At 53.9% G+C, this 12,634-nt stretch carries 12 protein-coding genes; 5 read left to right on the top strand and 7 right to left on the bottom strand.

Annotated elements, in window-relative coordinates; genetic code table 11:
- Positions 1-68: 68 nt before the first annotated feature.
- Entirely contained in the window at positions 69-944 is an 876-nt protein-coding gene (gene map, locus QMQ05_RS10100; protein WP_345469695.1) for a type I methionyl aminopeptidase, read from the bottom strand.
- 134 nt (positions 945-1,078) lie between these two features.
- On the opposite strand from map, the gene QMQ05_RS10095 reads away from it, so the two are divergent.
- The gene (locus QMQ05_RS10095) at positions 1,079-1,273 is read left to right on the top strand and encodes a hypothetical protein (RefSeq protein WP_058254656.1); all 195 of its coding nucleotides are present in this window, start codon (positions 1,079-1,081) and stop codon (positions 1,271-1,273) included.
- A 99-nt stretch (positions 1,274-1,372) separates the two neighbouring features.
- On the opposite strand, the gene panB is transcribed toward QMQ05_RS10095, so the two are convergent.
- Entirely contained in the window at positions 1,373-2,209 is an 837-nt protein-coding gene (gene panB, locus QMQ05_RS10090; protein WP_345469693.1) for a 3-methyl-2-oxobutanoate hydroxymethyltransferase, read from the bottom strand.
- A gap of 137 nt (positions 2,210-2,346) precedes the next feature.
- Here panB and glnA (QMQ05_RS10085) point away from each other — a divergent pair, with 137 nt between their 5' ends.
- The 3 genes from glnA (QMQ05_RS10085) to QMQ05_RS10075 are packed head-to-tail and all read left to right on the top strand — an operon-like array spanning position 2,347 to position 7,265.
- Complete coding sequence (glnA, locus tag QMQ05_RS10085) at positions 2,347-3,687, top strand: type I glutamate--ammonia ligase (protein WP_345469691.1); 1,341 nt, start codon at positions 2,347-2,349, stop codon at positions 3,685-3,687.
- A 53-nt stretch (positions 3,688-3,740) separates the two neighbouring features.
- Positions 3,741-6,767, top strand: coding sequence for a bifunctional [glutamine synthetase] adenylyltransferase/[glutamine synthetase]-adenylyl-L-tyrosine phosphorylase (locus QMQ05_RS10080; RefSeq protein ID WP_345469689.1), 3,027 nt, complete (start codon positions 3,741-3,743; stop codon positions 6,765-6,767).
- A 6-nt stretch (positions 6,768-6,773) separates the two neighbouring features.
- The gene (locus QMQ05_RS10075; RefSeq protein ID WP_345469687.1) at positions 6,774-7,265 is read left to right on the top strand and encodes a DUF1990 family protein; all 492 of its coding nucleotides are present in this window, start codon (positions 6,774-6,776) and stop codon (positions 7,263-7,265) included.
- A gap of 30 nt (positions 7,266-7,295) precedes the next feature.
- Here the strand turns inward: QMQ05_RS10075 and QMQ05_RS10070 are convergent, their stop codons facing one another.
- Together QMQ05_RS10070 and glnA (QMQ05_RS10065) are read right to left on the bottom strand one after the other, a co-directional pair.
- Positions 7,296-7,676, bottom strand: a complete 381-nt coding sequence (locus tag QMQ05_RS10070) for a hypothetical protein (RefSeq protein ID WP_345469685.1) — start codon at positions 7,674-7,676, stop codon at positions 7,296-7,298.
- A gap of 92 nt (positions 7,677-7,768) precedes the next feature.
- On the bottom strand, positions 7,769-9,193 hold the full coding sequence (gene glnA, locus QMQ05_RS10065; RefSeq protein ID WP_345469683.1) for a type I glutamate--ammonia ligase: 1,425 nt from the start codon (positions 9,191-9,193) through the stop codon (positions 7,769-7,771).
- 284 nt (positions 9,194-9,477) lie between these two features.
- Between glnA (QMQ05_RS10065) and QMQ05_RS10060 the strand changes: the two genes are divergently transcribed.
- Positions 9,478-9,915, top strand: a complete 438-nt coding sequence (locus QMQ05_RS10060) for an RDD family protein (RefSeq protein WP_345469681.1) — start codon at positions 9,478-9,480, stop codon at positions 9,913-9,915.
- 70 nt (positions 9,916-9,985) lie between these two features.
- On the opposite strand, the gene QMQ05_RS10055 is transcribed toward QMQ05_RS10060, so the two are convergent.
- The 3 genes from QMQ05_RS10055 to lipB all read right to left on the bottom strand — a co-directional run bounded on the left by QMQ05_RS10055 (position 9,986) and on the right by lipB (position 12,584).
- Positions 9,986-10,738 carry a DUF4191 domain-containing protein gene (locus QMQ05_RS10055; RefSeq protein ID WP_345469679.1) on the bottom strand — a complete coding sequence of 251 codons (753 nt, stop codon included), beginning with the start codon at positions 10,736-10,738 and terminating at the stop codon, positions 9,986-9,988.
- 167 nt (positions 10,739-10,905) lie between these two features.
- A complete protein-coding gene (lipA, locus tag QMQ05_RS10050; protein ID WP_345469677.1) occupies positions 10,906-11,904 on the bottom strand; it encodes a lipoyl synthase in 999 nt (332 codons plus the stop codon).
- A gap of 32 nt (positions 11,905-11,936) precedes the next feature.
- A complete protein-coding gene (lipB, locus tag QMQ05_RS10045) occupies positions 11,937-12,584 on the bottom strand; it encodes a lipoyl(octanoyl) transferase LipB (RefSeq protein ID WP_345469675.1) in 648 nt (215 codons plus the stop codon).
- Positions 12,585-12,634 lie beyond the last annotated feature (50 nt).

Raw genomic sequence — 12,634 nt, 5'->3', positions numbered from 1 at the left:
GATAAAGGCCGGCAGCCTTATCTGCCCCATCAAGGGGTGTGGCTGCCGGCCTTTGCGGTACGTGCTACCTACGGGAGAGTTAAGATTTCCGCTCCATCGTCGGTGACAAGCAAGGTATGTTCAAACTGTGCGGTGCGCTTCTTATCCTTGGTGGTGACCGTCCAGTCATCCGCCCACATGTCCCATTCAATGGTTCCCAAGGTGAGCATCGGTTCAATGGTGAAAACCATGCCTGGTTCAATGAGCGTGTTATAGGCAGGGGCTGCATCGTAATGAGGAATGATCAAGCCCGAGTGGAAGGCTTCTCCCACACCGTGACCGGTGAAGTCCTTGACGACTCCGTACCCAAAACGCTTGGCGTAGGTTTCGATGCTACGGCCAATCACATTGATTTCACGGCCGGGCATGACGGCTTTGATGGCTCGCTTCAGCGAGTTCTCCGTGCGTTCCACCAGTAGGCGTGATTCTTCGTCCACATCGCCAACTAAGAACGTTGCGTTGTTATCGCCATGCACACCACCGATATAGGCAGTGATGTCAATGTTGATGATGTCGCCGTCTTGTAGCACGGTGCTATCAGGAATGCCGTGGCAAATCACTTCATTGAGTGAAGAGCACAAGGATTTAGGGAATCCCCGGTAACCGAGCGTTGAAGGGTAGGCATTATGATCCATCAAGAATTCGTGCCCAAGACGATCTAGTTCATCGGTGGTGATTCCAGGCTGGCAAGCCTTGCCCACTTCCTGCAAGGCTTGGGCGGCGATACGGGATGCCACGCGAATACGTTCAATAACTTCTGGGCTCTTGACTTCCGACGCCGTATTTTCTGCGGGCTCTTTTTTGCCTACGTACTCAGGTCGTTGAATATGTTTCGGGACCGGAAGCTCAGGTGAGACGATGCCGGCGGTGAGGTTACCAATGGGTGCGGTTGAAGCTGTAGCCATAGTTCATATTCTAACTTCACCTAGGCAATTGCCAGCTAAGGATCGTGGCGGATCTAGGGTGGTATTCCACCTATTTTTCGCGCCTTGAGCTAACGTGTAGTTGGAAGTAACACCCAAGAATTGAGGAGTTTCCCATGAGCTCAGCTGGCACCCCCGGTGAAGGACAGTACTGGTATAACGTTTCCACCAAAAGCGTGGAAAAGGGGCCTCAGTCTGATTGGTCGCAGCTACTAGGCCCTTATGATTCAGCTGCGGAAGCAGAAACGGCCATGAGCAAGGTCCAGGCACGCAATGAGGCGTGGGACGAAGCTGAGGAAGACGACCAGTAACCTGTAGGCTTCAGCTAATTCCTGAGATAGCTAAGGCGGCGCGTGGACTCATCTTTTTGACGAGTCCACGCACCGCCTTAGCTTATTGCACCAGTGACTTTATTCTTTGAATTCGTACTCTTCGGAAGGGAAAGTGCCGCTGAGAACATCCTGGTGGTATTCACTTACTGCCTGAGTGATGACACCGCGAAGGTCGGCATACTTTTTCACGAAGCGAGGGGTGCGTCGGTCGCCCAGGCCAAGCATGTCCTGCCAAACCAAAACCTGACCGGTGGTAGACGAGCCTGCCCCAATGCCGATGGTAGGGACATTCAACGCCGCATCAATTTCAGCTGCTGCGGGGCTAGGCACCATTTCCATAAGAATGCAGAAAGCGCCAGCGTCTTGTAGCGCTAGTGCGTCCTCTTTCATTTGAGCCAAAGTATCGCCTCGGCCCTGAATCCGATAGCCACCAAGTGCGTGCTCTGATTGAGGGGTGAAACCGATGTGCCCAATGACCGGCACACCAGCTAGAACCATGGCGCGAACGTGCTCAGCGTACTGTGCGGTTCCCTCCATCTTCACTGCTTGTGCGCGTCCCTCTTTCATGAGTCGCACAGCCGTCTCAACGGCTTGCGCAGGCGATTGCTCGTAACTGCCGAAGGGTAGGTCAGCTACTACCAAAGCGCGCTTGGCACCATTGGCTACAGCTTTGGTAAACACGATCATTTCATCCAGAGTGATCGGCAAGGTTGAGTCGTACCCAATAACAGTGTTAGCTGCCGAGTCGCCGACCAGCAGGATCTCAATTCCTGCTGAATCAAAAATTTCAGCCATCATTACGTCGTAAACAGTTAACATGGCAAATTTTTCGTTGCGATCTTTTGCCTGTTGTAGATGATGAATTCGGATGCGGGACGGGCCTTTATCAGGATTCCCTAGGTAAGGTTGAGGCATAAAATGACTTTATCGTACTTGAACAGGGCGATGCTTACTGGTTGCCTCGGCCAGAACCGATATAGTGTTGCCACAGGTCAATTTTTCTTACCGGCCGTGATCAGCGCCGGATATTAGGAATTCAAAGGTGGTGGAAAATGGATCGTCAGCAGGAATTTGTGCTACGCACCATTGAAGAACGTGATGTTCGATTTGTGCGAATGTGGTTTACCGACGTCGTTGGTTCTCTGAAATCCGTGGCGTTGGCTCCTGCTGAAGTTGAAGATGCCTTTGAAGAGGGTCTGGGTTTTGACGGTTCATCTATTGATGGACTGTCCCGGATTTCAGAGTCTGACATGTTGCTTCAGCCAGATCCATCCACTTTCCAGATCTTGCCGTGGCGTGGAGAGGTCGAGCCTACCTCACGCATGTTCTGTGACATCTTAACTCCCGAGGGCCAGCCATCGAGCGCTGATCCACGACAGGTTCTCAAACGTCAGCTGAGCGTAGCCTCAGATATGGGCTTTACCTGCTATACGCATCCGGAAATTGAGTTCTACCTGCTGGAGTCAGCAGAGCTGGACGCCAACGGACGCCCACGTCCTATCGACACTGGTGGATACTTTGACCATGTGCCAGACGGTGTTGGGCAAGACTTCCGTCGCGCATCGGTGACCACTCTAGAAGCACTGGGTATTTCGGTAGAGTTCTCTCACCATGAAACCGGCCCCGGGCAAAATGAAATCGATCTGCGTTATGCAGATGCTTTGCAGACCGCCGATAACATCATGACCTTCCGCACTGTCATCAAGGAGATGGCGATGCAGAAGGGAATCCACGCGACGTTCATGCCTAAACCGTTCTCAGAGCACCCGGGCAGTGGCATGCACACGCACTTCTCGCTCTTCGAAGGTGACAGCAATGCCTTCTTTGAAGCCGGTCGTGAATACCAGCTCTCAGATGTAGCTCGTTCCTTCATCGCCGGCATCTTGCACCATGCACCAGAAATGACGGCGATCACCAACCAGTACGTGAATTCCTATAAGCGCCTGTGGGGCGGGGGAGAAGCCCCAAGCCATCGCTCATGGGGTCACAACAACCGTTCGGCACTGTTGCGAGTTCCGCTATACAAGCCAGGTAAGGGCCAAAGCGCCCGGGTTGAGTACCGTGGCATTGACTCCGCAGCCAACCCTTACCTTGCCTACGCTTGCTTGTTGGGTGCTGGTCTTAAAGGCATTCGCGAAAACTACGAGCTCGAAGAGCCAACCGAGGATGACGTATGGAACTTGTCAACCGCCGAACGCCGCGCTTCGGGCCACGTGCCACTACCAGGTAGCCTTCACGACGCATTGCGTGTGATGGAAGAATCTGAATTCATGGCCGAGGTTCTCGGCGAACAGGTCTTCAACTCCTTCATCTCGAACAAGAAGGCTGAGTGGGAAGACTACCGTCAGGTTGTTACCCCCTACGAGCTAAACAAAAACCTCAGTATCCTCTAGAAACGTCGCCGTGTGTTCGCACACGGCGGCTCGTGGGAGTAATAAGAAGTAGCATGTCGGACATATCCTCACGATCATTGATCAACGCTGGTTTCAGCGATATTGAACGGGCCAAAAAATTCCTTCAATCAAAGGAATTGGCCCCGATTGATCCGCAATTGATCGTGAGTAAGATGGCGCATGCCCCCGACCCTGATCAGGCGTTGCTCCTCGCACTGCGTTTAGTTGACCGGCATCCAGCTGCCATCGACATCTTCAAAGACCCCGAGAGCTGTCAGGGGCTCGTGCGCTTACTGGGTAGCTCATCGGCCCTGGGCGAATTCCTGATCCGCTGCCCCCAGGCACTAGAGACGGTCAACACGGCGCCGTCTACTGAATTCGCCCAAGCCACCAGCGAGCAGCTGGTTCAAAGCATGCTTGAGTCCATCGATGCTCAGCGTACCAACGGCGGACATTGGGTCTCCTCCATCACCGGCGCGGAAGCCCGGCAACGGCTGCGCACAAGTTACCGGATGGCTCTGCTCTCTTTGGCTCACCGTGATCTAGGGGCAAGCAACCCTCAGCGGATCCTCCCCAATGTGGCAGCAGAGTTAGCCGACATGGCAGGGGCGGCCTTGGAAGGTGCCCTAGCGATCGCCCGCGCTGAGGCAGGCGAACAATATGATCCAGATGATGTTGATCGCGTAAAAATCGCCATCATTGGCATGGGAAAGTGCGGGGCACGAGAACTAAACTACATCTCTGACGTGGATGTAATTTACGTTCACGGTTCAGGCCCTGGAATTGATGAAGATCTGGCGGCGGCCATTGCCACCGTGATTTGCGGCAACACAGCTCGGGCGCTGATGGTCCCAGGCCCAGAACCAATGCTGTGGGAAGTGGACGCCAACCTGCGCCCAGAAGGTAAAGACGGCGCGCTGACCCGTACCCTTTCCTCGCATGAAGCCTACTATCGCCGGTGGGCCCATTCGTGGGAGTTCCAAGCATTGCTCAAAGCCCGTTGCATCGCTGGGGACAAGGAACTTGGGCGCTCTTATGAGCGCATGGTTTCTCCCATGGTCTGGTCCAGTTCTGAGCGAGATGGTTTCGTTGAATCTGTCCAAGCCATGCGTCGAAGAGTCAGTGACAATATCGCCAAAGAAGATGTTCCTTGGCAGATCAAGTTGGGTCCAGGTGGCCTGCGAGACGTTGAATTTACCGTTCAGCTACTGCAACTAGTTCATGGGCGTGTTGATCCCGATATTCAAATCCCAACGACGACTCTGGCCATCCACGCTATGAGCGAGATTGGTTATATTGGCCGGGATGACGCGACGAATTTTGATGATTCTTATCGTTTCCTGCGCTTACTAGAGCACAGAATTCAGCTAAGCCAACTGCGGCGTACCCACCTGATGCCGCGAGTGGAGAATGCCCAGCGAGTCTTGGCTCGTTCGATTCGTGGTGCGGGAGACCTGCAACCTACCAGCCCAGAAAAGCTCATGCGTCGTTGGAATGAAACCAAGCGCATGGTGCGTTCCTTGCACGAACGTATCTTCTATCGCCCACTATTGGTCAGTAGCTCCAATCTCTCAGCAGACGATGTCAGGCTGACCGCTGAATCCGCGCAGGCTCGTCTTCGTGCACTGGGATATTTGGATCCCAAGGCCGCGATGCGACATATTGAAGCGTTAACCGGGGGAGTCTCCCGTCGTTCGTCACTACAGCGACAGCTACTACCCGTGCTCTTAGACTGGTTTGCCCGAGGTGTTGACCCCGACGCCGGACTCTTGGGATTCCGCCGACTCAGTGAAGCGCTCGGAAAATCACACTGGTTCCTGGGCATGCTTCGCGATACCAACGCTGCCGCCGAACGGCTAAGTCATTTGCTGTCGAATACCCGGTTCCTCACCGATTTGTTGGCTAATGAACCGGCCGCAGCTGCTTGGTTGGGTTCTGATTCGTCCTTGATGCCACAGAGCCTTGAAAGCCTGTTGCAGCAGAACCTCTCGATCATCCATCGCACCAAGCAGCCTGAGAGCGCCATACGCATGATTAGGATGGTCCGCCGTCGAGAGTTCCTACGTGTCGCACTGGCGGATGGAGCTGGGCTACTGTCCGTTGACGAGGTGGGTCAAGCCCTCTCGAATATTGATGGGGCCATGATTGATGGTGTCCTCCAAGTGCTGCTGGCAGCTGACCGCCAGAAACACGGCGAACATGCTGTCATTTCAGTGATTGCCATGGGACGCCAAGGCGGCAAGGAAATCGGCTATGGCTCCGATGCGGACGTTCTATTTGTCCAACGACCGTTGCCGGGAGCCGAAGCCCAAGCTGCTCAAGAGCAAGCTCTGCGCGTGGTGACCGAACTCGTCTCATGGACCTCCAAACCACTCAAACCAGCAATACCCGCTGAAGTGAAACTCAAGGTCGACTCTGACCTGCGCCCTGAAGGTCGACAGGGAATCCTCGTTCGATCCATCGATGCCTACGCAAGCTATTACGATCGTTGGGTTGAGGTCTGGGAACGACAAGCGTTACAAAGAGCTCGTCCTTTTGCTGGAGATGCATCACTCGCCGAAGACTTTATCGAACTGATCAAGCCGGTACGCTACGGTAAAGGTCTTGACGAGAACGAAATTCGTGAGATCCGTAAGATCAAGGCTCGTGTTGAATCTGAGCGTCTGCCACGGGGCGCCGATCCGAACCGCCACCTGAAACTGGGACGCGGCTCATTGTCCGACATTGAATGGTTGGTGCAGTTCTATCAGCTACAGTACGCCTGGCAACATGAATCACTTCGAACTCCTTCTACTTTGAAGGCCCTAGAAGAACTGGCGAAGCTGAAGCCCATCACCGAAGAAGATAGTGAACAACTAGCAGTCGCTTGGCGGTTGGCAACACGTATTCGTAGCGCCGAAATCATTACCTCAGGACGCTCCAGTGACGTGTTGCCAAGCTCTTCAAGGGACATGGAAGCAGTAGCAAGATGGTGCGGCTATGAGCCACACTTCGGAGTAGAGCTTGAAGAGGATTACCTGCGAGCCACCCGCCACGCACGAATCATCTTTGAACAGCGCTTCTACGGATTCGAAGACTAGAATCCCATGTCGCTGACCAAGATCCGGCAGACACATTGGGCTCCGACTACTTCCCAATTCCGTGTCTGGAAGCGCCGTCACTACCTCGGCTCAGGGGACGCCTTCTGGGGCGAAGCAGCAGAATCATTGCTTCGGTGGGAAATCAAGACGCGCAGCGGTTTTAGTGTCACCCCTGCCGATCCGGTGCAGATCGGAACACGCCCTCGACTCAACGCTAGGCTGGGCCCGATTATTATTGATGAGCCCATAGAGGTCGTTGATACGGTGCGCAGTGCAACGAGGGTGGGCTATGCCTATGCAACCCGTAGTGGCCATCCGGTTCGTGGTGAAGAAGCTTTCATTCTTGTACGAAGTTCGCAGCACGTGTTCTTGGAGATTCGTTCATTGACGGCACCCTCAGATCACATCGGATGGCGGATACTCTACCCACTGCTGTTGGTGGCCCAAAAAATCACCAGATGGCGTTATGGAAAGGCCCTGGCAGAGAAACACAGCTGAAGCGCGGCTTAGATTTTTGGGCGCGGTAACTTATTTATTGGCAGCGCGGGGGATAGCAGGTGTTAGGCGCCCGGTGACATCGGGCCAGTCAACATGGATCCGAGGTGTTGGCGACAGTGCTTTGGTATGTAATGCGTCGGCTAAGACAATGCCATGAGCAGAGAGTTCTAAGATCGTCAGCTCGCTTGTGCTCTCGCCTTGCTGAGCATCAAGTATCCACGGGTGCATCAGCTCGCCGATTCCGCGTTCTTGGAGCAGTTCTTCGCCTTGGAGATATTCAGTGGGATCATCGATAGCATGACCGAGAACATTGCGAGGCAGGACACTGCTGAAGTCGTCTGCCAACGGTTCGAGATAGCCGACAGTTTCGCCATCCTCGCGTTGCACGCTAACCCACTGTGAAGTATCCATGCTAGTAGCCTATCAAGCACAAAAAAGTTGGGCCTCACCGTGGTGAAGCCCAACTTCTAGCTACCTATTGCGAAATGTATCCGGAATCGGGATTAGCAACCGTAGTACAGATCAAATTCGTATGGGTTTGGACGCAGGCTCAGTGGTTTGATCTCGTTTTCGCGCTTGTATTCGATCCAAGTGGAGATCAGGTCCTCGGTGAAGACGCCGCCTTCAAGCAGGAAGTCATGGTCGGCTTCCAGGGCCTTCAGTGCCTCTTCCAGGCTCTCAGGAGCGCGCTGGATGTCCTTGGCTTCCTCGGCAGGAAGCTCGTAGAGGTCCTTATCGATTGGCTCTGCAGGCTCGATACGGTTCTTGATTCCGTCGAGGCCAGCCATCAGCTGAGCTGCGAAAGCCAGGTATGGGTTCGAGGAAGCATCTGGCGCGCGGAACTCAATGCGCTTAGCCTTAGGGTTCGAACCGGTGATTGGGATACGGATACCAGCCGAACGGTTACCCTGCGAGTAAACCATGTTCACTGGAGCCTCGAAGCCCTTGACCAGTCGACGGTAGGAGTTCACGGTAGGGTTGGTGAATGCCAGCACTGCCGAAGCGTGCTTGAGCAGGCCACCGATGTACCAGCGAGCCGTATCGGAGAGGCCAGCGTAGCCCTTCTCGTCGTAGAACAGTGGCTCGCCAGCGGTCCACAGCGACTGGTGAACGTGCATACCCGAACCGTTATCGCCGAAGACAGGCTTAGGCATGAAGGTTGCAGACTTGCCCCAAGCGTCAGCCACATTCTTGACGATGTACTTGAAGAGCATCAGCTCGTCAGCAGCGTGAACCATGGTGTTGAACTTGTAGTTGATTTCAGCCTGGCCGGCAGCACCCACTTCGTGGTGGCTACGCTCAACCTCAAGGCCAGCGTTGTCTAGCTCTACGCAGATTGCGTCGCGCAGGTCAGCCTGCTTGTCGGTTGGTGCAACTGGGAAGTAGCCACCCTTGAAAGCGGTCTTGTAACCCTGGTTGCCACCTTCTTCCTTGCGGCCGGTGTTCCAAGGAGCCTCGTCCGAGTCAATCTTGTAGAACGCGCCTTCTGGCTTGGACTCGTAACGAACGTCTTCGAAGATGAAGAATTCTGCTTCTGGAGCGAAGAATGCGGTGTCTGCAATTCCGGTGGATTCGAGGTAAGCCTCTGCACGCTCAGCAACGCCACGTGGGTCACGGTGGTAAGGCTCACCGGTACGTGGGTTGATGATCGAGAAGTTGAATGCCAGGGTCTTTTCGATGCGGAATGGATCGATGAAACCGGTGGTGACATCAGGGGTCAACTGCATGTCTGATTCAGAGATGCCAGCGAAGCCGCGGATGGAAGAACCATCAAAGAGCTGGCCGTTGACGAAGAAGTCAGCATCGACCGACTTGGCGGGCACGTTGAAGTGCTGCTGAACGCCTGGAAGGTCGGTGAAACGGATGTCGACGAACTTGATGTCCTCTTCGGCAATGTATGCCAAGACTTCTTCTGGACTGGTAAACATGTGCAGGTTACTCCCTGGTGAGATATGAGATTTGGTAAACAGAACGATCAGATAGAAGGTCCTATCTGGTTCCCTTGCTTACATATAGAGCTTACCCACTATCCATTTCTGAATGGTGTCTCTATTGTTTCCAGCCTGTTACAGAGCCGATGTCCGGGCGTGTCGTATCCCGCTGATCTGGCATGATGCAGTTCGTAACATACTGACTCGGAATCTTAGTCGGTCTGATCAGGGTATTCAGGACGATAAAACGAGTGCACAGAATCCCTCGATAGACTAGGTAGGTGGAAAGAAAAGACTTTAGTTCGTGGCTCGAAGGCCCGCCACAACATAACTCGCAACAATGGCCGGGGCAGGACTTAGGTCGTCCGGAGAGCGGACCAGGGTCAATTGGCCGTTTCCCTCGTAGGCTCGGCGCCTTGTTCATTGACTGGGGCCTATCAATGCTTCTGAGCTGGTGGCTCTTCAATTTCAGTGATCTTGCAACGTTGCTACTGTTTTGTGCTGGTCAGATTATTGGCGTGGGATTCACTGGCCACACAATTGGTCACCGCACCTTTGGCCTCCAAGTGCAGTCCATGGACGGCACGGCTGTGAAGCCTCTGCAAGGTTTGAGTCGCTCATTATTGCTTTGCCTGGCGATTCCGGTTTTCGTTACCGATAAAGATCAGCGGGGTCTTCACGACAGACTTCCGAAAACAATCTTGGTCAACATCAGATAAGTTAAAGACAGAAAAATATCGAAGCCGCAACAGGAAATCCTGTTGCGGCTTCGATATTTTTATGAGGTTTTTAGCGACCGCGAGTAGCGCGACGGTTCGGCCGAACTCGGTTCGGATCCACGCCCTTCGGGATAGGCAAACGGTTTGCGGTCAGCGTGCTTAGACGCTTGTCGATGGCCGTGACTTCAAGCTTGGTGATGGACTTAGGAAGTTTCTTCATTTCCTTGCTGACATTAACCAAACTGGTCTGGTCTTCGTCTTGGCCAGCGTTGATTACGTGTACTGGTACGTTCGGCAGAACGCGAGCAATGCGCTTACGCTCGGAAGTTACCAATTCGCGTACTCGCGACTTAGGTCCTTCAGTAACCAAGACGACGCCTGGACGGCCAATGGCAAGGAAAACCAAGTCCTGGTGGCGGTTGTAGGCGACTGGTTCCTGCTTGAGGATCCATCCACGACGCAGAACGCTCATGGCTGCACCGGCAGCACCTGGGCGTCCTTCAAGTTGGGAGAAGGCAGCTTTTTCAGCGCGACGGGACATGATGAACATTGCCGCAAGAAGAGCCAACGGAATAGCAATGATCAACATGGTGATCCAGTTGTTGATCAAGATACCGATAACCAAGCAGACCGCGATTACTGCCAAGGCTGCCAGTGCCATCCACCAAACGACCATCGGGTCGTTGCGGCGCGTCATCTGGAAGACTTGGCCGATTTGCTTCAATCGACCTGGTTCTTTGTTCTTCTTCTCAGCTTTTGGTTTACGCGAAAACAAACCGCGCTTTGATTGCGCAGCAGCGTCGTTGTCGGAGTTTTTGGCCATAGTTCCTTAATTCTACGCGATGTTGACGATAGTTCTAAGTCGCGTCAGCTAACGAAGGAAATTTGAAGCACAACGGGACGATGTCAACAGACCACGACCCCGAAGCCATGATGTCAAAGTTGCCATCGGGCTACGGGGTCGTGGTCTGGAACGCACTCATTTGATCATTACTTGATCAATGAAGCAGCTTCCTGACGGGTGTTACCGGAGGACTCAATCTGCGAGAGAGCCTCAGGGATTTCGCGCCCCTTCTTACGCATGGCGCCAGCCCACAAGCGACCTGCACGGTAAGAAGAACGAACCAGCGGACCAGACATGACACCGGCGAAGCCGATTTCTTCTGCCTCCTGCTGTAGTTCAATGAATTCCTGTGGGGTAACCCAACGATCGACAGGAAGGTGAAGATCGGTAGGGCGTAGATACTGTGTCAAAGTCAGGAGGTCGCAGCCGGCCTCGTAGAGATCGCGCATGGCTTCAGAAATTTCTTCGCGCGTTTCGCCCATACCCAAGATCAGGTTCGACTTGGTGATGAGTCCTCGCTTGCGACCGTGAGAAATGACGTCCAAGGAGCGGTCATAGCGGAAGGCCGGGCGAATGCGCTTGAAGATACGAGGAACGGTCTCCACGTTGTGGGCGTAAACCTCGGGAGCGGAATCGCAAATGGCATCCAGGTTTTCTGGCTTGCCGGTGAAGTCTGGGATCAACAACTCAACACCCGTAGTTGGGTTCATCTTGTGAATCTGGCGAACCGTCTCGGCATACAGCCACACGCCCTCATCCTCGAGGTCATCACGGGCTACACCAGTTACAGTCGCGTAGCGCAGATCCATCTTCTTGACGCTCATTGCAACCTTAAAAGGTTCGGAGCGATCGATAGGGGATGGTTTGCCGGTAGCGATCTGGCAGAAATCGCAACGGCGGGTGCACTCGGAACCACCGATAAGGAAAGACGCTTCACGGTCTTCCCAACATTCGAAGATATTTGGGCAGCCTGCTTCTTCGCAGACGGTGTGCAATCCTTCAGACTGCACGAGATTCTTCAGGCCTACGTATTCAGGACCAATGTTCAACTTGGCCTTGATCCACTCGGGCTTGCGCTCCACGGGTACGGCAGCATTGCGCTTTTCAACCCGCAACATACGACGGCCTTCAGGTGCGACGCTCATTATCGGCTCTTTCTTTTGGAGGGAATGATTGTCTAGACGACTTGTGGGGTGAGAAGACGTTCGAGTTCGCTCTGTACTCGGTCAACAACATCTTCTGGTGTGACGGTTTTTCCTAGCTCTTGGGAGATGGAAGTGACGCCAGCATCGGTGATTCCGCACGGGATGATCTGCTCGTAGGCTGCTAATTCATTAGAGCAGTTCAGCGCAAAGCCATGCATGGTGACACCATGGCTGATACGAAGCCCGATTGCTGCAATCTTTCGATCTTGCTCGCCGTTTTTTCCCGGAACCCAAACGCCAGATCGACCTTTGATCTGTGTCGTGGGAATGCCCATGTCGCTGACTACGTTGATCAGCGCTTCCTCGATAGTTTCCACGTAAAGCCGAATTGCGCTCATCTTGCGCAGTTTGACGATGGGATAACCGATTAGTTGTCCGGGGCCGTGCCAGGTGAGCTTGCCGCCTCGATCTACATCTACGACAGGGGTTCCGTCTAAGGGAAGATCTTCTGGTTCAGTTCTCTTGCCTGCGGTGTATACCGCTTCGTGCTCTAGGAACAGGACTTTCGGGGACTGTTCGTCCGCGGCTACCGCATCATGCAGTTGGATCTGGTAGTCCCAAGCTTCCATGTAGGGCACAAATTTTGAGCCTAGTCCGACTCGTTCGAATTCGATCGCCATGAGGGTTACCCTACGCCGTTGTAACGCTGGTCGCTAATTCGATTGAGGGC

It is taken from the genome of Glutamicibacter sp. B1 (assembly GCF_039602135.1).
GTDB classification, from domain to species: Bacteria; Actinomycetota; Actinomycetes; order Actinomycetales; family Micrococcaceae; genus Glutamicibacter; species Glutamicibacter ectropisis.
This window is presented reverse-complemented; position numbering and strand designations above follow the sequence as displayed.